17 protein-coding genes and 1 tRNA gene are annotated in these 18,715 nt (G+C 71.7%); 8 read left to right on the forward strand and 10 right to left on the reverse strand.

All coding sequences use genetic code 11. The features are described 5' to 3' along the window. The first annotated feature begins 104 nt into the window (after positions 1-104). From ACGFI8_RS10420 to rdgB, 6 genes are all read left to right on the forward strand, one after another. Positions 105-857, forward strand: a complete 753-nt coding sequence (locus ACGFI8_RS10420; RefSeq protein WP_392802707.1) for an MBL fold metallo-hydrolase — start codon at positions 105-107, stop codon at positions 855-857. Positions 858-924: 67 nt separating this feature from the next. Continuing rightward, positions 925-2,073 carry a glycosyltransferase family 4 protein gene (locus ACGFI8_RS10425; protein WP_392802709.1) on the forward strand — a complete coding sequence of 383 codons (1,149 nt, stop codon included), beginning with the start codon at positions 925-927 and terminating at the stop codon, positions 2,071-2,073. Then, the gene (locus ACGFI8_RS10430; RefSeq protein WP_392802712.1) at positions 2,070-3,182 is read left to right on the forward strand and encodes a glycosyltransferase; all 1,113 of its coding nucleotides are present in this window, start codon (positions 2,070-2,072) and stop codon (positions 3,180-3,182) included. The genes ACGFI8_RS10425 and ACGFI8_RS10430 overlap by 4 nt, the downstream gene beginning before the upstream one ends. Next, a complete protein-coding gene (locus ACGFI8_RS10435; protein WP_392802714.1) occupies positions 3,179-4,018 on the forward strand; it encodes an SGNH/GDSL hydrolase family protein in 840 nt (279 codons plus the stop codon). The genes ACGFI8_RS10430 and ACGFI8_RS10435 overlap by 4 nt, the downstream gene beginning before the upstream one ends. 25 nt (positions 4,019-4,043) lie before the next feature. Then, on the forward strand, positions 4,044-4,772 hold the full coding sequence (rph, locus tag ACGFI8_RS10440) for a ribonuclease PH (protein ID WP_392802717.1): 729 nt from the start codon (positions 4,044-4,046) through the stop codon (positions 4,770-4,772). Continuing rightward, positions 4,769-5,365: an RdgB/HAM1 family non-canonical purine NTP pyrophosphatase gene (gene rdgB / locus ACGFI8_RS10445; protein WP_392802720.1), complete on the forward strand. Its 597-nt coding sequence runs from the start codon at positions 4,769-4,771 to the stop codon at positions 5,363-5,365. The genes rph and rdgB overlap by 4 nt, the downstream gene beginning before the upstream one ends. A 383-nt stretch (positions 5,366-5,748) precedes the next feature. On the opposite strand, the gene hutH is transcribed toward rdgB, so the two are convergent. The 6 genes from hutH to ACGFI8_RS10475 are packed head-to-tail and all read right to left on the reverse strand — an operon-like array spanning position 5,749 to position 13,628. Then, complete coding sequence (gene hutH / locus ACGFI8_RS10450; RefSeq protein ID WP_392802723.1) at positions 5,749-7,269, reverse strand: histidine ammonia-lyase; 1,521 nt, start codon at positions 7,267-7,269, stop codon at positions 5,749-5,751. Continuing rightward, on the reverse strand, positions 7,266-8,435 hold the full coding sequence (gene hutI, locus ACGFI8_RS10455; RefSeq protein WP_392802725.1) for an imidazolonepropionase: 1,170 nt from the start codon (positions 8,433-8,435) through the stop codon (positions 7,266-7,268). The genes hutH and hutI overlap by 4 nt, the downstream gene beginning before the upstream one ends. Then, the gene (locus ACGFI8_RS10460; RefSeq protein ID WP_392802907.1) at positions 8,432-9,901 is read right to left on the reverse strand and encodes a formimidoylglutamate deiminase; all 1,470 of its coding nucleotides are present in this window, start codon (positions 9,899-9,901) and stop codon (positions 8,432-8,434) included. Before ACGFI8_RS10460 ends, hutI begins: the two co-directional genes overlap by 4 nt. Next, complete coding sequence (locus ACGFI8_RS10465; protein WP_392802909.1) at positions 9,898-11,103, reverse strand: allantoate amidohydrolase; 1,206 nt, start codon at positions 11,101-11,103, stop codon at positions 9,898-9,900. Before ACGFI8_RS10465 ends, ACGFI8_RS10460 begins: the two co-directional genes overlap by 4 nt. Further along, positions 11,103-12,755, reverse strand: a complete 1,653-nt coding sequence (gene hutU, locus ACGFI8_RS10470; RefSeq protein WP_392802912.1) for a urocanate hydratase — start codon at positions 12,753-12,755, stop codon at positions 11,103-11,105. Before hutU ends, ACGFI8_RS10465 begins: the two co-directional genes overlap by 1 nt. Before the next feature lie 9 nt (positions 12,756-12,764). Beyond that, positions 12,765-13,628: a MurR/RpiR family transcriptional regulator gene (locus tag ACGFI8_RS10475; protein WP_392802727.1), complete on the reverse strand. Its 864-nt coding sequence runs from the start codon at positions 13,626-13,628 to the stop codon at positions 12,765-12,767. A gap of 95 nt (positions 13,629-13,723) precedes the next feature. Between ACGFI8_RS10475 and ACGFI8_RS10480 the strand changes: the two genes are divergently transcribed. Together ACGFI8_RS10480 and ACGFI8_RS10485 are read left to right on the forward strand one after the other, a co-directional pair. Beyond that, positions 13,724-14,524 (forward strand): MOSC domain-containing protein, encoded by an 801-nt coding sequence (locus ACGFI8_RS10480; RefSeq protein WP_392802729.1) that lies wholly within the window; start codon positions 13,724-13,726, stop codon positions 14,522-14,524. Between the two features lie 400 nt (positions 14,525-14,924). Then, on the forward strand, positions 14,925-15,416 hold the full coding sequence (locus ACGFI8_RS10485; protein ID WP_392802731.1) for a hypothetical protein: 492 nt from the start codon (positions 14,925-14,927) through the stop codon (positions 15,414-15,416). A 625-nt stretch (positions 15,417-16,041) separates the two neighbouring features. Here the strand turns inward: ACGFI8_RS10485 and ACGFI8_RS10490 are convergent. The 4 genes from ACGFI8_RS10490 to ACGFI8_RS10505 form a co-directional block, all read right to left on the reverse strand. Next, entirely contained in the window at positions 16,042-16,773 is a 732-nt protein-coding gene (locus ACGFI8_RS10490; protein WP_392802734.1) for a hypothetical protein, read from the reverse strand. Positions 16,774-16,829: 56 nt separating this feature from the next. After that, positions 16,830-16,902: transfer RNA gene (locus tag ACGFI8_RS10495), tRNA-Leu, on the reverse strand. Positions 16,903-16,924: 22 nt separating this feature from the next. Further along, positions 16,925-17,767 (reverse strand): transglutaminase domain-containing protein, encoded by an 843-nt coding sequence (locus tag ACGFI8_RS10500; protein ID WP_392802736.1) that lies wholly within the window; start codon positions 17,765-17,767, stop codon positions 16,925-16,927. Then, positions 17,764-18,711: an alpha-E domain-containing protein gene (locus ACGFI8_RS10505; protein ID WP_392802738.1), complete on the reverse strand. Its 948-nt coding sequence runs from the start codon at positions 18,709-18,711 to the stop codon at positions 17,764-17,766. The genes ACGFI8_RS10500 and ACGFI8_RS10505 overlap by 4 nt, the downstream gene beginning before the upstream one ends. Between the last annotated feature and the right edge of the window lie 4 nt (positions 18,712-18,715).

Genomic DNA, 18,715 nt, shown 5'->3' on the forward strand with positions numbered 1-18,715 from the left:
ATGCCCTACAACGGCCGGTCCGCGGATTGGATCTATCCTCACCCTGACCGGTGCGATCCACAGATTCGTTCGAAGACGGGAGACGGCGGGTTGAGGGCAGCATCATGAGGCTGACGGTTCTCGGCTGCGCCGGCAGCTTCCCGGGCCCGGAGGCGCCCTGCTCCGCCTACCTCGTCGAGGCGGACGGCTTCCGCCTGTTGATCGACTTCGGCCCCGGCTCGATGTCGACGCTGCAGCGCTACAGCGGGCTGTACGCGGTCGACGCCATCCTGCTGTCGCACCTGCATTGCGACCACATGCTCGACGCCTGCTCGTACATCGTCGCCCGTCGCTACGCGCCCGCCGGACCGTTCCCGCCCCTGCCCGTGTACGCGCCGATCGCCGCACCCGAGCGGATCGCGGCCGCCTACGGCGGGGAGAACGAGCCGATGTCCATCAGCGACGTGTACACCTTTTACGCGCTGCAGCCCGGCAGCTTCCCGATCGGCCCCCTGCAGGTCACCGTGGACCGGGTCAACCACCCGATCGAGACGTACGGCATGCGCATCGAGCACCAGGGCCGGGTGCTCACCTACTCGGCCGACACGGCCCCCTGCGAGCAGCTCATCCGCCTGGCGCAGGGCGCGGACACGTTCCTGTGCGAGGCGAGCTACCTCGACGGCGTCGAGAACCCGCCCGACCTGCACCTCACCGGCCGGGAAGCGGCCGAGCACGCCACCAAGGCCGGCGTGGGCCGGCTGCTGCTCACCCACCTGGTGCCGGCATGGGGCAGCGAGGCACTCACGCTGGAGGCCGCATCGAGCGCCTTCTCAGGACCGATCGACATCGTCCGACCAGGCGCTCGTTACGACATTTAGGCACCCGTTTGCCGATTGGCCAACATATCGTGGCCGCATGCATGGACACCCCCCTCATGGTCATGGCATGCGGATCGCGATCGTCACCGAATCGTTCCCGCCCGATGTGAACGGCGTCGCCCACTCCGTCGTCCGGGTCGCCGAACACCTCGTCGCGCGTGGCCACGAGCCGCTCGTGATCGCCCCACAGCCGTCGTCCGGGGCGCGCTCGGTCACCGGCTCGTTCCCGTACGAGATCATCCGGGTGCCCTCGGTGGCCACGCCGGGCTATGGGAGCTTCCGGCTCGGACTGCCCAGCCGGCGACTGGCCGCCGCCCTGAGGGCCCACCGCACCGACCTGGTCCATCTCGCGAGTCCGTTCGTGCTCGGCGCGCGCGGCATGACGGTGGCCACGTCGCTCGGCCTGCCCACGGTGGCGGTCTACCAGACGGATGTCCCCGCCTACGCCCGTCTCTACTACAAGTCCAACCTCGGCGAGCAGGCCGCCTGGCGCTGGCTGCGGCGCATCCACAACGCCGCCGACCGGACCCTGGCCCCCTCCACCGCTGCGGCGACCGCGCTGCACGGCCACGGCATCGAGCGCGTCTGGCTCTGGCGCCGCGGCGTCGACGCCGCCCGCTTCGACCCGGGGCACCGCTCGGCGTCCCTGCGTCGCGCGGTGGCCGTCGAGGGGCAGGTGATCGTCGGGTACGTCGGCCGCCTCGCCGTCGAGAAGCGGGTCGACCTGCTCGCCCCCGTCAGCCGCATCCCGGGCGTCCGCGTCGTCGTGGTCGGCGACGGACCCGCCCGGGCGAACCTCGAGCGGGCCATGCCGGACGCGGTGTTCCTCGGCGAGCGGCGCGGCACGCAACTGGCCCGGATCTTCGCGAGCCTGGACCTGTTCGTGCACACCGGCCCGTTCGAGACCTTCGGCCAGACCATCCAGGAGGCTCTGGCCAGCGGCGTGCCCGTGGTCGCGCCGGCCCAGGGCGGCCCGCTCGACCTGGTCGACGACGGCCGGACCGGCCTGCTGGTCCCACCCGGCGACGCGACCGCCCTCGTCTCCGCCGTCGCCTCCCTGGTCGGCGACCCGGAGCGGCGCCAGGCGATGGGCGTCGCCGCCCGGGTTGCGGTCTCCACCCGCACCTGGGCCGCGGTCGGCGACGAGCTGATCCGGCATTACGTCGACGTCCACTCGGGCGGCCTGGCCGCCCGGTCCGTCCCCGTCCCGGCATGACCTCTCGGATAGTGCGGCTGGCGAACTTCGTCATGCCGCGCTCCGGGGGCCTGCGCACGGCCTTGCACGCCCTCGGCGAGGGATACCTGGCCGCGGGCCACGAGCCGGTCCTCATCGTTCCCGGAGCCGACTACTGCGACGAGATGACCTCCCAGGGCCGCGTCATCACGATCCCCGGCCCCGTCGTGCCCGGCACCGGCGGCTACCGCGTCCTGCTCAACCGCCGCCGCCTGACCAGGCTGCTCGAAGACCTCGAGCCCGACCGGCTCGAGGTCTCCGACCGGTTCACCCTGCGCTGGACCGGCCGCTGGGCCCGCGAGCGCGGCATCCCGGCGGTCATGGTCTCGCACGAGAGCCTGGCCGGCCTGCTCACCTTCGCCGGCCCGCTCGGCAACCCCTGGGCCGACCTGCTCAACGCCCGCAGCTTCCGCTCGTACGACCGCATCGTGTGCACGACCAGCTGGGCGGCCGCCGAGTTCCGGCGCATCGGGGCCGCCAATCTGTCCCAGGTGCCGCTCGGCGTCGACCTCGAACTCTTCAACCCGTCCCGGTACGACGAGTCCCTGCGCGCCCGCTACGCCGAGCCCGGCCAGGTGCTGCTGGTCCACTGCGGCCGGCTCTCGTCGGAGAAGCGCCCCGAGCGCTCGGTCGACGCCCTCGTCGCGCTGCGCAAGCGGGGCATCGACGCGGTGCTCGTGATCGCCGGCGACGGCCCGCTGCGCGCCCGGCTGCAGGAGCAGGCCCACGGCCACGCGGTGCACTTCATGGAGTTCGTGGCCGAGCGCACCGCCGTCGCGTCGCTGCTCGCCACCGCGGACGTGGTCATCGCGCCCGGCCCGATCGAGACCTTCGGGCTGGCCGCGCTGGAGGCGCTCGCCTGCGCAACGCCCGTCGTCGTGGACGCGGCGTCCGCGCTACCCGAGGTGATCGGCGCCGCCGGCGTCGCCGTCACCAACGATTTTGCGGGAGGTGTACTGCAAGTGCTCGCCCGACCCGTCGCAACACGTCGAGCCGACGCCCGGGCCCGCGCGGAACAGTTCTCGTGGCCGGCCGCGGTCGCCGGGTTTCTCGCGGTTCATGATTCGTCCTCGACGGTGGCTGTGCCATGACCGTCTTTGCCGCGCTCGGCGACTCCACCACCGCCGGCTTCGGCGACCGGATGCCCGACGGCTCGTGGCGGGGCTGGGCGCCGATCTTCGCCGAGGCGCTCGGCGTCCGCCTGCACAACTTCGCCACCAGCGGTGCCCGGGCCGCCGACGTCGAACGCGACCAGCTGCCCCGCGCGCTGGCCGTGGCCCCCGACCTGGCCGCGGTGCTCATCGGCACCAACGACACCCTGCGGGACCCGTTCTCCCCGGCGCGCTTCGCCGAAAACCTCGAGCGCACCGTCGCCGCCCTTCGCCGCGCCGGCTCCGAGGTGCTCACCATCCGGCTGCCCGACCCCGGCCGGATGTTCGGCCTGCCCGGCCCGCTCGCCCGGCCCCTCGCCCGGCGGATGGCCGAGATCAACCAGGCCGCCGATCTCATCGCCGCCCGCTACGACACCGTGCACTTCGACGCGGCGAGCAACCCCGACTCGTACGACCGCCGGATGTGGAGCGTCGACCGCCTCCACCCGAGCGAGCGCGGCCATCGCTTCCTCGCGTGCTCGTACTTCGACCTGATCGCCGCGCGCGGCTTTCTCGACGGGCCGGCCGCCGACGGGATCGCCGCGGCCCGCCCCTCGCCCGAGCCGAGCAGCCCGCTCCCGACCGCGCGGGCGCAGGCATGGTGGATGGCCACCGCGGGCACCCAGTGGGTGATCCGCCGCTCGACGGACCTCCTTCCCGGCCTGCTCCGCCTCGCCTGGTCCGAGTGGCGGCACGGCTCGCCCGACCTGGATCTGCTGGACCTCGAGCTCGGCCCCTCCGTGCGCAGCGACGAGGTACCGGGCAAGGTCGCGTGACCATGGCTTGACTAGGGTGGTCGGTATGGCTCGACCCGATGGACGCGCAGCAGACCAACTTCGACCTGTATCGATCACTCGCCAGTGGAGCATGCACCCGGAGGGGTCCGTGCTCATCGAGTTCGGCGCCACGCGCGTGCTCTGCACCGCCAGCGTCACAGAGGGCGTGCCCCGCTGGCGCAAGGGCTCCGGCCTGGGCTGGCTCACCGCCGAATACGCGATGCTGCCCCGCGCCACCACCACCCGCAGCGACCGGGAGAGCGTCAAGGGCAAGATCGGCGGCCGCACGCACGAGATCTCCCGCCTCATCGGCCGCAGCCTGCGCGCCTGCATCGACCTCAAGGCCCTCGGCGAGAACTCCATCGTCCTGGACTGCGACGTGCTGCAGGCCGACGGCGGCACCCGCACCGCGGCGATCACCGGCGCCTACGTGGCCCTCCACGACGCCGTGTCCTGGCTCGCCGCCCACCGCAAGCTCGCCGGCAAGCCCGCCGAGGTCCTGCACCGCTCCGTCTCGGCCGTGAGCGTGGGCATCATCGGCGGCGATCCGCGCCTGGACCTCTGCTACGAGGAGGACGTCGTCGCCGACGTCGACATGAACGTCGTCTGCACCGGCGCCGGCGACTTCGTCGAGGTGCAGGGCACCGGCGAGCAGAGCGTCTTCAGCCGCGCCGAGCTCGACACCCTCGTGGACCTCGGCGCCCTGGGCTGCGCCGAGCTGGCCACGCTCCAGCAGAAGGCGATCGCCGGATGAAGCTGCTCCTGGCCACCCGCAACAAGAAGAAGCTCGTCGAGCTCCGCCGCGTCCTGGAGGCCTCGGCCTCCCACATCGAGCTCCTGGGCCTCGACGACGTCGACGCCTACCCCGAGGCCCCCGAGACCGGCCTGACCTTCGAAGAAAACGCCCTGCTCAAGGCCCGCGAGGCCGTCCAGTACACCGGCCTGCCGAGCGTCGGCGACGACTCCGGCCTGGCCGTGGACGCCCTCAACGGCATGCCCGGCGTATTCTCGGCCCGCTGGTCGGGCCTGCCCAGCGGCACCCCCGACCGCGACGGCGCGAACCTCCGCCTGGTCCTGGCCCAACTGGCCGACGTCCCGGACGAACACCTGGGCGCCGCCTTCGTCTGCGCCGCCGCCCTGGTCTACCCCGACGGCCGCGAGGAGGTACTCCGCGGCGAAATGCGAGGCCACCTGATCCGCGCCCCCCGCGGCGACGGCGGCTTCGGCTACGACCCGATCTTCGTAGCCGACGGCTACACCCTCACGACGGCCGAGCTCTCACCGGACGAGAAGGACGCCATCAGCCACCGCGGCAAGGCCTTCCGAGCCCTGGCCGACCGCCTGTAGCCCCGCTCACCGACCGCGCGCTTCTCCGGGCTGTCCTCTGGGCCGCGACCCCGGCTTGACATTCGTTGCTCAAGCCCGCGTCGCGGCCCATTGCGGATTCTGGCACCTGGTCCTACACCGGGCGCCCGCGCCCGTGCCTGCGCCCGTGCCTGCGCCTGCGCCCGCGCCCGCGCCTGCGCCCGCGCCCGTGCCTGCGCCCGTGCCTGCGCCCGTGCCTGCGCCTGCGCCTGCGCCCGTGCCTGCGCCTGCGCCCGCGCCCGTGCCTGCGCCTGCGCTTCGCCCGGATGCGCGCATGCGTCTGCGCTTGGCTCGGGCCGCGTCCTGCGCCGCACCTGGGGCGGGCCTCCGGGTGCGGCCGTCTCCGCGTTGCTCGGCGGCGTGCGTCAAGCCAGCGGGCCGGTCGCCCGTTCGATCTCCTTCCTCAGGTCGCGCGACCACACCAGGGCGCGCGCCGCCTCCATCACCGGGGCGAGGAACACGTCCGGGCCCGGTCCTCCCGCGAAGCGCTCCACCGTCGCCACCGCGAGCCGGCCGGCGGGCGACGGCTGCAGAGGCGCTCGGAGCTGGATACCGCGGACCGCCGAGATCAGTTCGACGGCCAGGATGCTGCAGACGTTGTCCAGGACCGTGCGCAGCTTGCGGGCCGCGGCCCACCCCATCGAGACGTGGTCCTCCTGCATGCCGGACGTCGGCAGCGAGTCGACGCTGGCCGGCGCCGCCAGGCGGCGGTTCTCGGCGACGATGCCCGCCGCCGTGTACTGCGCGATCATCAGCCCCGAGTTCACGCCCGCGTCCGGCGTCAGGAAGGGCGGAAGATCACGGGACCGGGTCACGTCGAGGAGCCGGTCGACCCGCCGCTCCGCGATGGCGCCGACCTCGGCCGCCGCGATCGCGAGGTAGTCCGCGGCGAACCCGAGCGGCGCGCCGTGGAAGTTCCCGGTCGACTCGACCCGCCCGTCCGGAAGCACGACCGGGTTGTCGACGATCGAGCGCAGCTCCCGGCCGGCGACCGTCGCCGCGAACTCCAGCGTGTCCCGCGCGGCCCCGGCGACCTGCGGCGCGCACCGCATCGAGTACGCGTCCTGCACCGCATGCACCAGGTCGTCCCGATGCGAATCCATGATCGGCGAACCCTGCAGCAGCCGGTGGATGTTCGCCGCCGAGGCTGCCTGGCCGGGATGCGGCCGGATCGCGTGCAGCTCCGGCATGAACGGCCGGTCGGAGCCGAGCATCGCCTCGATCGACAGCGCGGCGGTCACGTCCGCCATCGTGAACAGGTGCGCGGCGTCCTCGATGGCCATGAGCAGCATGCCGAGCATGCCGTCGGTGCCGTTGATGAGCGCCAGCCCCTCCTTCGACGACAGCTCGATCGGCGACACGCCGGCGTCGAGCGCGCTGATCCGAGTGCCGTCCTTCGCCAGGACCCAGCCCTCGCCGATGAGTACCAGCGCGCAGTGCGCCAGCGGCGCCAGGTCGCCCGACGCGCCGAGCGAGCCGTGCTCGGGCACCCACGGGGTGATGTCCGAGTTCAGCAGTTCGACGAGCGCCTGCGCGACCTCGGGCCGTACCCCGGAGCGGCCCATCGCCAGCGAGCGGATGCGCAGCAGCATCATCGCCCGGACGACCTCGCGCGGCATCGGTGCTCCGACGCCCGCCGCGTGCGACCGGATCAGCGCGTGCTGCAGTTCCGCCCGCCGCTCCGGTGCGATGAACGTGTTGGCGAGCGCCCCGAAGCCGGTCGACACCCCGTACACGGGGCGCCCGTCACGCTCGATTCCATCGACGATGGACCGGCTCGCCCGCATCGCGTCGAGCGCGTCCGGCGCGAGGGTAACCCGCGCGTTGGCCCGTGCGACCGCGATGAGGTCGTCAGGGGTGATGCCAGAGGCGGTGATGGTGATCAAACCAGCTCCCCATTGAGCACGACGGTTGTTGTCAGCGGCACCCCGGGCCGGTAGGCCAGGTGCACATAGGAGGGGGCATCGAGCACGACGAGGTCGCCACGCGCCCCGACGGTGAGATGCCCGATGTCGCGGCGGCGCAGCGCGGCCGCCCCGCCGCGGGTGGCGGCGAGCACGGCCTCGGCCGGCGTCATCGCCATCTCGCGCACGGCAAGCGCGATGCAGAACGGCATCGACGTGGTGTACGACGAGCCGGGATTGCAGTCGGTGGCCAGCGCAACGGTCGCCCCGGCGTCGATCAGCGCGCGCGCCGGCGGATAGGGCGACCTGGTCGAGAACTCCGCGCCGGGCAGCAGCGTCGCGACGGTGGCCGACCCGGCGAGCGCGGCGATGTCCGCCGCGGACAGATGCGTGCAGTGATCGGCCGAGGCGGCGTTGAGCTCCACGGCAAGCTGCACGCCGGGCCCCTCGGTCAGCTGATTGGCGTGTATGCGTACACCCAGTCCCGCATCGGCGCCCACGGTCAGGATCGCCCGGGAATGATCGGCGTCGAACGCGCCCCGCTCGCAGAACACGTCGATCCAACGCGCCCCGGCGCTCCGCGCCGCGGTGAGCATCGGCCCGCAGACCAGGCTGACGTAGTCGTCGGTCCGGTCGGCGTATTCCGCCGGCACCACATGCGCCCCGAGGAACGTGGTCTCGACGCTGAACTCCCTTGCGACCCGCAGCGAGCGAGCCTCGTCGGCCACGCTCAGCCCGTAACCGGACTTGATCTCCATCGTCGTGGTGCCCTGCCGCAGCGCCTCGTTGCGCAGCCGGGCGACGTTCGTCCGCAACTGCTCGTCGTCGGCGGCGCGCGTCGCCCCGACGGTGGTGCGGATGCCGCCGCCGGTGTAGGGCTGCCCGCCCATCCGCGCCGCGAACTCGGGCGCGCGGTCGCCCGCGAACACCAGGTGCGAGTGGCTGTCGACGAATCCGGGCAGCACCGCCGCGCCGTCGGCATCGAGCCGCGCGTCGGCGGCCGGCGCATCCGCGGCGCGCCCGATCCACTCGACCCGCCGGTCGTCGATGACGAGGGCAGCGTTGTGCCGGATGCCGAGCGGCCCTTCGCCCCAGGCCGGGTCCGCCGTGACCAACTCGCCGATGTTGGTGACCAGTAGCGACCTCATCGCACCGCCCCGATCCGCCTGCCACCGACGTCCGGCGAGACCGACCCGGTCGTCTCGCCGGCCTCCTGGTTGGCGTCCGCCGCCGTCGAGGAAGTGTTGGCAGCGGCCTGATCACCCGGTGCGGCGTGGTAGCCGGTCGACTCCGCCGAGATGACGCGCAGCGCCCGGGTCAGGGCCGATCCGACGTCAGGCACGGCGACGTGGACTCCATCGCGAACGACGACGCGCCCGTCCACCACGACGTGGCGGACGTCGGCCGCGGTGGCCGCGAACCCGATCGCGGCCGGATCGCAGCCGGCCGTGCGGGGCGAGTCGAGCGCCACGGTGACCAGGTCCGCTCGCGCGCCGACGGCGATGGTCCCGCTGTGCGACCAGCCGAGAGCCACGTGCCCGGCGACCGTGGCGGCGTCGATCAGTTCGGCGGCGGTGAAGTGTCCTCGGTGCTCGGTGTGGAGGCGTTCATGCATCTCAACACCGCGCGCCTCCTCGAACAGGTCGACGACCGCCTGGCTGTCGCTGCCCAGGCTCAGCGGGCTGCCCGCGTCGACGAGCGCCCGGGCATGGCCGATGCCATCGGCGAGGTCCCGTTCGGTGGTCGGGCAGAAGCACACGCCGGTGCCGCTGTCCCCGAGGTCCGCCCGGTCGGCGTCGGTCAGGTGCGTCGCGTGCACCGCCGTGATCCGCGAGCCGAGCAGCCCCCGGTCGGCGAGCAGCTCGGTCGGTGTGCAGCCGTGGACGGCCAGGCAGGCCTCGTTTTCCGCGCGCTGTTCGGAGAGGTGCACGTGCGTCGGCACGCCGTCGGTGCGCGCCGCGAACTCGGCCAGGGCGTCGGCCGGCACGGCCCGCACGCTGTGCGCAGCCGCGCCGATCCGCGCGTGTGGGCGGCCCCGAAGCCGGTCCACCCGGTTCGACCACGCGTCGACAGACCCGTCGCCGAAGCGCAGCTGTACCCCTTCCAACGGCCGCCCGTCGACCCCGGCGGTCAGGTACAGCGTGTCGAGCAGCGTGATCCGGATCCCGGCGTCCGCGGCCGCCGCGATGAGCGCCTCGGCCATCGCGTTCGGATCCGCATACCTCACCCCACCCGGGCCGTGGTGCAGGTAGTGGAACTCGCCGACGCACGTGATGCCGGCGAGTGCCATCTCGGCGTACACAGCGACCGCCAGCGCGTGATAGGAGTCCGGGTCGAGTGCTCCCGCCACCGCATACATCTGCTCCCGCCACGTCCAGAACGTGCCGCGCCCCCGTTGCGTGCGTCCGCGCAGCGCACGGTGGAACGCGTGCGAGTGGGCGTTGGCCAGCCCCGGCAGCGTGATGCCCGCGAGCCGCACCGCGTCGGCGGCCTCCGGCGCGTCGACCGGCGTCCGCGGGCGCACCGCGACGAACCGGCCGCCGACGACCTCGACCAGCACGTCGTTCTCGACGCCGGTCGGCAGCCAGGCGTGTGCGCAGTGGTAGCGCGTCACTGACATAGCCGTTCCAGCAGGTCGGTGAGCTTCTCCACCCCGACGGCGCAGTCGGTGTCGGAGGCCGACTCCTGTGGCGCGTGCGAGATGCCGGTCGGGTTGCGAACGAACAGCATCGCCGTGTCGACGTGCCCCGCCAGCACCCCGGCGTCGTGCCCGGCGCCGGTCGGCAGCACCGGCGCACCGAGTTCCAGCGCGGCGAGGCGGCTGACGTCACCGTTGAACCCGACCTCGCCGGTCAGCGACTCGGCGGCCATCGACACGCGGGTCCCGTCGTGACGGGCGCGCTCTTCGGCCCGTTGATGGATCGACTCGACAAGCTTCTGCAGTGTGTCGGCGTCGGCGGCTCGGGCGTCGAGCCAGGCGGAGGCTCGGGCGGCGATCGCGTTGGTGGCATTGGGTGCGACGTCGACCCGCCCGACTGTCGCATGCGCGCCGTGGACTCGGGCCGCCTCGTCGGTCGCCAGCACCGTGTAGGCGAGGGTGAGCATCGGGTCGTGCCGGTCCGCCATCCGGGTCGTGCCGGCGTGGTTGCCCTCGCCGGTGAAGTCGAACCGGTATCGACCGTGCGGCCAGATCGCGCTCGCCACTCCCACCGGCGCGTCGAGGTGGTCGAGGGCCCGCCCCTGCTCAACATGGAGCTCGACGAAGGCCCCGATGCGCGCCAGCCGTTCCGGATCGGGGCCGAGCCGGTCGGGGTCGAGCCCCGCGCGGCCGATCGCGTCGGCGAGCCGTGTCCCCTCCCGGTCGCGCAGGCGCAGCGCCTTCGCCGGGTCGTAGGCGCCGGTGAGGAGCCGCGACCCCAGGCACGGTACGCCGAACCGCGCCCCTTCCTCCTCGGTGAATACGACCACCGCGACCGGTCGGGTCGGCGTTACGCCGCGCTCGCGAAGCCGGTCGATGGCGAGCAGGCCGGACACCACGCCCAGGGGGCCGTCGTAGGCCCCGCCGTGCGGCACGGAGTCGAGGTGGCTGCCCGTGACAACGGCCCCCTCGCCATCGGGCTCGCCCCACCAGGCCCATATGTTGCCGTTGCGGTCGATCTCGACTTCCAGGTCCCGATCCATCGCCTCTTCGACGAACCACTCCCGGCAGACCAGGTCGGTGTCGGTCCACGAAAGGCGCACGTACCCGCCGTCCTCGCCGGCCTTTCCGATCGGGCTCAGCGAGTCCCACAGCGCGGCGAACCGCTCGGCGCTCATCATGACTGCTCCCGCATCGGTATCCGAAGCTCGGTCGCCCCGGCGACCTCGGCCGCGTCCTCGTATCCGGCGTCGACGTGTCGCAGCACGCCCATCGCCGGATCGTTGGTCAGCACCCGCGCCAGCTTCTGCGCGGCGAGCTCGGTGCCGTCGGCGACCGAGACCTGGCCGGCGTGTATCGAGCGCCCGATCCCGACGCCGCCACCGTGGTGGATCGACACCCAGGACGCGCCCGACGCCGTGTTGACCAGGGCGTTGAGCAGCGGCCAGTCGGCGATCGCGTCGGAGCCGTCGCGCATCGCCTCGGTCTCGCGATATGGCGAGGCGACCGATCCGGTGTCGAGATGGTCGCGCCCGATGACGATGGGGGCCTCCAGCGTGCCGTCGGCGACCATCTCGTTGAACCGCAGGCCGGCGCGGTCGCGCTCGCCCTGGCCGAGCCAGCAGATCCTGGCCGGGAGGCCCTGATACGCGACCCGCTCCTGCGCCATCGTGATCCAGCGACGCAGGGGCTCGTTCTCCGGGAAGAGGTCGAGGATCGCCTGGTCGGTCGCGGCGATGTCGGCGGGGTTACCCGACAGGGCCGCCCAACGGAACGGTCCCTTGCCCTGGCAGAAGAGCGGCCGGATGTACGCCGGGACAAACCCCGGGAACGCGAACGCCCGATCGAATCCGCCGAGTTGTGCCTCGCCGCGGATCGAGTTGCCGTAGTCGAACACCTCGGCGCCGCGGTCGAGGAACCCGACCATCGCCTCTACGTGGCGCGCCATCGAGTGTCGGGCCCGCTCCGTGTACTCCTCGGGCTTCTTCGCCGCGTAGTCCGCCGCGTCTTCGACCGCGATGCCGCTCGGCACGTAGGAGAGCGGGTCGTGTGCCGAGGTCTGGTCGGTCACGATGTCGACCGCCACGCCCATCCGCAGCAGCTCTGGCAGCAGCAGGGCGGCGTTGCCGACGACCCCGACCGACAGCGCCCGGCGGGCGATCTGGGCCTCCACCGCGAGCCGGACCCCGTCCTCGAGGGAATCGGCGATGACGTCGAGATAGCGAGTGGCGACCCGGCGCTCGAGCCGTGACCGGTCGACGTCGATGATCAGGCAAGCGCCGCCGTTCATTGTCACAGCGAGCGGCTGGGCGCCGCCCATCCCGCCACAGCCCGCGGTGACGGTCAGGGTGCCGGCGAGCGTCCCGCCGAACCGCTTCTCGGCCACCGCCGCGAACGTCTCGTAGGTGCCCTGCAGGATCCCCTGCGTGCCGATGTAAATCCACGACCCGGCGGTCATCTGCCCGTACATCGTCAGGCCGAGCGCCTCCAGCCGCCGGAACTCCGGCCAGGTGGCCCAGTCGCCGACCAGGTTGGAGTTGGCGATCAGCACCCGTGGGGCCCACTCGTGCGTCTGGAGCACGCCGACCGGACGGCCGGACTGGACCAGCATCGTCTCGTCCGGCGCCAGCGTCGTGAGCGTGCGGACCAGTGCCTGGAACGAGGGCCAGTCGCGCGCGGCCTTGCCCGTGCCGCCGTAGACGACGAGGTCCTGCGGCCGCTCAGCGACGTCAGGATCGAGGTTGTTCATGAGCATGCGCAGGGCGGCTTCCTGTTGCCAGCCTCGCGCGGTCAACTGGGTGCCTCGAGGGGCACGGATCGCTTCCATGATTCTCCTCGGCTAGGGCAGGAATACCTGACGGGTGGCGGCGGAGCGCTCGAACGCCTCGAGTCGCTCCTGGGTCTCGGCAGGCGCGGAGTCGCACATCGCCTGCAGCAGGATGGTCACCATGGCCATCGGCGCGGTGTGCAGGTCGAACACCAGCCGTGATCCGACCGGAGCGGGCAGCACCACGTCCGACTCGGCGGCGGCCGGGCTGACCGGCGAGTCCGTCACGGTGACTACGCGAAGCCCGGAGGCCCGCGCCTCGCGCAGCGCGTCGATCGCCTCGCGGGGGTATCGCGGCAGCACAAACGCCAGCATGGCAACTGCACCGGCCGCGCGTGCCTGTTCCAGGCGATCCGCGAACAGGCTGCCCTGCTCGTGGAGCAACCGGACGTCCGGGTGCACCTTGGCGGCGAAATAGACGAAGGCTTCGGCGAGGGCCCCGGCCGCCCGCATGCCGAGCACCGGCAGTGGGCGGCTCTCCATGAGCAGGCGGCCGGCTTCGGTCAGCGGTCCGGCGTCGCGCAGGGTGTCGGAGAGCCGCTGCAGGTTGGTGATCTCGTCGCTCAGCGCCTGCTCGAACTGGCTGACCGGCGCGGTCTCGACGACGTCGTCCATTGTGGACGAACTGTGCCGGTAGCCGTCGATCGTCACGCGCAACTGGTCCCGCAGCGCCGGATAGCCCTCGAACCCCAGCGCCGTGGCGAACCTGGTCACCGACGGCTGGCTGACGCCGGCGAGGGTGGCCAGGTCGCCGCTGGAGAGGTAACCGGCCTGACCGGCGTGCTCGACCAGGATGCGCGCAATGCGGCGCTGGACGGGTGTCAGACGCTGCCCGTCGAAGAGGTCGAGGATCCGCTGGCGCGGGGATGAGGTCATGGCCCGACTGTAAGTCGGCTTTCAGGGTTGCGTCAACCGCATGGAGTCATTCAGACTGTTGGCGGGAAGGGAGGATGACATGCGACTCTCTGAGCGTGCGGCTGAGCTACTTGGCGACCTACCCGATCAAGAGTTGCTATCGCGTCGAGGCGGACGCTGCCGAAGTGGAGCCATGGGGCCTGGCGGGCGACCGCCGCTGGCTCATCGTCGACGACGAGGCCAAGCTCATCACGCAGCGGGTCTGGCCGGCGATGGGCAGGATTCGGCCGCGGTACAACGATCGCGGCCTCGTGCTCCAGGCCCAGGGGGCGGTTCCGCTCGAAGTGCCGTTTCCGTCGGGGGCCACGACGGAGGTCAGGCATTTTCATCAGTGGATCGCCGCGACGCCTGCGGGGGACGTCGCGGACCAGTGGGTGTCACAGGTGATCGAGCGGTCGGCTCGGTTGTTCTATCTCGACGATCCGACGCGGAGGCCTGTCAACCCAGAGTTCGGCAACCCGGACGACCGTGTGAGCTTCGCCGACGGCTATCCGTTGCTGCTGGCCAACGAGGCGTCTCTGCAGGCGGTGAACGACTGGCTGGCCGAGGACGGCGACGAGCCGATCGCGATGACGCGCTTCAGGCCCAATGTCGTCGTCGCCGGAGCCCCGGCCTGGGTGGAGGACGACTGGATCGGCCGGCGAGTCGTTATCGGCGATGTCGCTTTTCGGGCGCCGAAGCCCTGCGACCGGTGCGTGCTGACCACCATCGACCCCGAGACGGGTGAGAAGGGCCGGCAGCCGCTTCGGGTGCTCGGCCAGCATCGACGGTTCCCGGGCGGGCTGATGTTCGGCCTCAACCTCATTCCGGACGTGCGCGGAAAGATCGCGATCGGGGACGAGGTCACGGTCCTCTGACGCCGTGACGGCTGTCGTGAGCCGCGGGCTGAGGCCATCGGGGGTTGTCAGGTGCGCGGGGGAGCCGGTCGGTCCGGTGCTGCTCGGGCGGCCCGTGTAGGCAACTGCGCTGTGTTGGCGGTGGCGGGGTCGGTGAGGTGCTGCGGAGGGTGGTCTGTGGCGAGTGGTGTCGGGCTTATGTCTGTAGATGGTGCTCAGCGCGGCTTGAGATGCCTTGGCCGGCGGACTGACCGGCATCGGACAGCCGGTGGCTGAGCCGTGTGGGGTGGGCGGTCGGGGCGCGTTTGTGGTGGTCAAGAGCGGTGGGAGCGGCGGAGCGTAGGGCGGTGGGATCGAAGAGTGTGGACCGTCACGCGGCGTGTGGGGGTCAACCGGGTGGGGCTCTGGTAGAACAACGCGCGTGTCATTTCTGCTTTGGGCCGGGCAGGCCATCGGGTACCGGCGGGCCGGCGCCGGGGTGGGGGTCGCCGTGGTGTGTTTCGCCGCGGGGTACCTCGAGGCGCCCGGCGAGCCGTTCGAGCATCCCAAGCGGCTCGCGCTGACGGTGCTGCTCTTCTTGGCCGGGCTGGCGGCGCTCGTCTGGGCGGCGGCGATGGCGCACGTCGGCGTGCAGATCAGCATGTACAACGTGCGGATTCGGCACGGGCTGCTGCCGATGCCGCCCATCGCGGTGCCGCTGCGCATGGTAAACGACGTGCGCACGGTTGACGTGCGGTCGAGCATCGGGCAGCGGTGGGGGTGGACGTGGGTGCCCGGGCGCGGGCGGGCCGTCATCGTGCGGTCCGGGCCGGCGTTGACGTTCGACTTCGGTGGCCGGCAGTTCACGGTCAGCGTCGATGCGCCGGAAGATGCCATGGCCGCGCTCAACCGCATGCGGATGTCCGCGCGCTAAGCCCACGCCCCCGAAAGCCGCGCCAGACGCATGCCCCGAAAGCCACGCTCGACGCACGCCCCGAAGGCTGCGTAAGGCCCACGTCCCGAAAGCCGCGCTCGGCCTAACGTCCCGAAGGCTGCGTTAGAGGCACGTCTGGGAAGCCGTGCGCGACCCGCGCGGCGACAACGTGAAAACGTGTCGAAGCGCAAAGAGGACGTGCCGAAGCGCAAAAGCGAGCGCGGCCGGAGAAGGCTTGGTGAAGCCCGGTGGAGTATCCATCCACCGGGCCTCGGTCTGCCGCCCAATTGCGCACGCCGGCGACGTTTGAAGAACGTGGATCAGGTTATGACGTCGCGCTCTTCGATTGAGCTATCGGTCCATGGAGAGGACCGAGCGGGAGTTGAACCCGCAACCTCGACGACTGGCGTCCCGTTCGATTGATCCGGCGTTCGGCGGCGAATGCTCAGACTGGAGCGAGAAGTTGAGTTTGTGTTTCGGCTCCCGCGGCCGCCTCTGCCGTTGGGCTACGCCGCCACGAGTATGGCGGCGGAAGGAATCGAACCTCCACATTGACACCGCGCGCACCTGTCAAACTGAGCCTCAGTTTCAGTCTGCGCTCCTTGCGCACCGCCGATCCTAGCCCCTACCCGAACAGGTAGCGAAACACCTTTTCGCCGGTCTCCTGCTCGACCACCTCGACGGCGTTGGCCTCCTCGCGGGCGAACTTGACCGCGGCCTGGAGCCGCTCGACGCGCTCGACGAGCTCGTTGACGCGCTTGGCGGGCAGGGCGCCGGAGAACTTCACGGTCTTCCAGTACCCGATGACGACGTCCTCGTAGTAGACCTCGACCTGCGCCGGGTGCTTCTCCGTCGCCTCGGCCTTCACGTGGTTGCGCGGGATCTTCTTCGTGCGCGTGGTCTGCGTGGGCTCGGTGGCGTAGGTGTCGGCGGACGCGTCGTACACCCACGTCTCGGCGGCGTCGAGGATCGGCAGCTTGCGCACGAACGTGAGCAGGTCGGCGAGCTGCTTCTCGAGGAACAGCAGGTACGACACGGGCACGTCGCGAAGGAGCGGCTGGCCGTCGACGACGACGTCGGCGCGGGCCACGCAGTTCGTCCAGTCCTTCGTGGCGGTGACGTCGAAGAGGCGGGTGAGGATGGTGCCCGTCTGGCGCAGCACCTCTTCGGCCTTGACCTGGACCCGGGTCGACTCGGGCGGCAGCTGCTCGCCCTCCTCGTCCTTAGGACGGTAGGTGCGGGAGATGCCGGCCAGCAGCGCCGGCTTCTGCAGGACGTGGTGTGCCTCGGTGAGGTCCTGGAACGAGCGGGACTTCACGCCCTTTTCGACCGCGATGATCTGATTCAGCTTCGTCATAATGCGGACGAGTGTACGAGGCGGACTCCCGCCCGCAGAAACGAAAAACCGTGCTGTGGGGCCGGTGAGAGTCGAACTCACACTGGCACGGACCTAAACCGTGTGCCTCTGCCATTGGGCTACGGCCCCGACTAACCGAGAGACACAATACTCAGGCCAGCCGCGTGATCTCCACCGTGACGCCCAGGTGCTTGCTCGGCGCGCCGTGGTACACCCCACGCAGCGGCGGGACGTCGTCGTAGTCGCGGCCGCGGGCGACGATCACGTGCCGCGGGCCGACGGGCACGCCGTTGGTGGGATCGAAGCCCGTCCAGTCGCCGCACCACCACTCGACCCAGGCGTGGCTCTGGCCGGCGACGGTCTCGCCCACCTCGGCCTCGACCTTCGGGTGCAGATACCCGGAGACGTACCGCGCGGGCACCCCCTTGGCGCGCAGCAGCCCGACGGTCAGGTGGACGATGTCCTGGCAGACGCCCTTGCGCAGGCCCCACGCCTCCTGGGCGCTGGTCTGCACGCCGGTCGAGCCGGGCACGTACGCGACCTCGGAGCGCACCCAGTGCGACACCGCCTCGGCGGACTCGGCCGGCGTGTGGTCGCCGACCGCGGCCCAGACCTCCTCGACGAGGGCCGGGTCGACGTCGGTCAGCCGGCTGTTCCCGAGGAACTCCGCCTGCGTGTCGAGGACGGCGTCGGTGCCGAGGTCCGCCCAGCCGAGCGAGGCGTGCGGCGCCGGCGGCGGGGAGACCTCGACCAGGCTGCTGGAGACGACCCGTAGCTGCCGGTGGGGGCGGTGCAGGTCGAACGCGGTGACCTGGGTGGCCCAGTAGTCGTGGTAGCGGTACGTCGTCGCCCCGGGGGTGACCTCGACCTGGCTGAACAGGGTGGTCTGCCACGGCAGGGTCAGCGGCGTGAGGCGGGCCTCGTTGTAGGAGGCCGAGACGGTACCGGCGTATTCGTAGCCGGTGACGTGCCGGATCTTGAGACGCCAGTTCATGACCCACCCCAAGCGACGGTGCCCCACGTGACGGGCGCGGACTGCGGGAAATACCGGGCGGTGATCGCCGCGCTCGCAGTCGCGCAGGTCTGCTGCAGCGCGCGCAGGTGGTGCGGAAGCTCCGACAGCAGCGTGGTGGTGTCGGCGTACTCCAGGCGGGTGCGGATCTGCCCGATGGGCCGGCGGGCGGCGTCGGTCACGCCGGCGCGCTCGATCGTGGGCGCCAGGTCGACGAGGCACTGCTCGGCCGTACCGAGGGCGTGCAGCGCCGATCGCGGGAACAGGCGGTCCAGCAGCAGGAACTCGGTGACCCGCTGCGGGTCGAACGTGCCGCCGTGGGTGCGCAGGAACGCCTCGTCGGCGCCGCAGGAGCGCAGCACGGTGCGCCACCCGGTGACCTCGTCCGGCGTGTTGGTCTGGATCGACAACAGCCGCGCGGTCATGTCGACCCGCTCCAGGCTGCGCCCGAGGATCAGGAAGCGCCACCCGTCGTCCCGGCTCATCGTGGACTCGGCCAGGCCGGCGAGCACCGCCGCCCGCTCGCGGACGTAGCTGAGGAACACGGTCGGCCCGAGGCGCTCAGCGGCGACCCGGCGGGAGGCGAGCGTGTGCCAGGTGACGTTGAGGCACTCCCACATCTCGCTGGAGATCGTCTCGCGCACGCCGCGGGCGTTGTCGCGGGCGGCCACGATCGCGCCGGAGATGGCGCTGGGGTCCTCCGCGTCGAACGCGAGCAGCTCCAGCACGTCGCCGGTGGACAGGCGCCGGTCCTGCGGGGCGGGCGCGCCGAGGATCGACATGAGGCTGCGGCACGCCGCGTCCTCGTCGGCCCACGGGTCCTCCAGCAGCCGGCCGAGGAACGCGTCGAGGATGCGGGCGGTGTCGTCGGCCCGCTCGACGTAGCGGCCGATCCAGAACAGCGACTCCGCGATGCGACTGAGCATCGGC

Origin of the sequence: Dactylosporangium sp. NPDC048998 (genome assembly GCF_043197855.1) — a bacterium.
In the GTDB taxonomy this organism is placed as follows: domain Bacteria; phylum Actinomycetota; class Actinomycetes; order Mycobacteriales; family Micromonosporaceae; genus Dactylosporangium.

What these genes read in the sequence shown, in the direction of transcription:
- ACGFI8_RS10420 (WP_392802707.1), top strand. Translation starts at nt 105, where the DNA reads ATGAGGCTGACGGTTCTCGGCTGCGCCGGCAGCTTCCCGGGCCCGGAG.
- ACGFI8_RS10425 (WP_392802709.1), top strand. Translation starts at nt 925, where the DNA reads ATGCGGATCGCGATCGTCACCGAATCGTTCCCGCCCGATGTGAACGGC.
- ACGFI8_RS10430 (WP_392802712.1), top strand. Translation starts at nt 2,070, where the DNA reads ATGACCTCTCGGATAGTGCGGCTGGCGAACTTCGTCATGCCGCGCTCC.
- ACGFI8_RS10435 (WP_392802714.1), top strand. Translation starts at nt 3,179, where the DNA reads ATGACCGTCTTTGCCGCGCTCGGCGACTCCACCACCGCCGGCTTCGGC.
- rph (WP_392802717.1), top strand. Translation starts at nt 4,044, where the DNA reads ATGGCTCGACCCGATGGACGCGCAGCAGACCAACTTCGACCTGTATCG.
- rdgB (WP_392802720.1), top strand. Translation starts at nt 4,769, where the DNA reads ATGAAGCTGCTCCTGGCCACCCGCAACAAGAAGAAGCTCGTCGAGCTC.
- hutI (WP_392802725.1), bottom strand. Translation starts at nt 8,435, where the DNA reads ATGAGGTCGCTACTGGTCACCAACATCGGCGAGTTGGTCACGGCGGAC.
- ACGFI8_RS10465 (WP_392802909.1), bottom strand. Translation starts at nt 11,103, where the DNA reads ATGAGCGCCGAGCGGTTCGCCGCGCTGTGGGACTCGCTGAGCCCGATC.
- ACGFI8_RS10475 (WP_392802727.1), bottom strand. Translation starts at nt 13,628, where the DNA reads ATGACCTCATCCCCGCGCCAGCGGATCCTCGACCTCTTCGACGGGCAG.
- ACGFI8_RS10490 (WP_392802734.1), bottom strand. Translation starts at nt 16,773, where the DNA reads ATGACGAAGCTGAATCAGATCATCGCGGTCGAAAAGGGCGTGAAGTCC.
- ACGFI8_RS10500 (WP_392802736.1), bottom strand. Translation starts at nt 17,767, where the DNA reads ATGAACTGGCGTCTCAAGATCCGGCACGTCACCGGCTACGAATACGCC.
- ACGFI8_RS10505 (WP_392802738.1), bottom strand. Translation starts at nt 18,711, where the DNA reads ATGCTCAGTCGCATCGCGGAGTCGCTGTTCTGGATCGGCCGCTACGTC.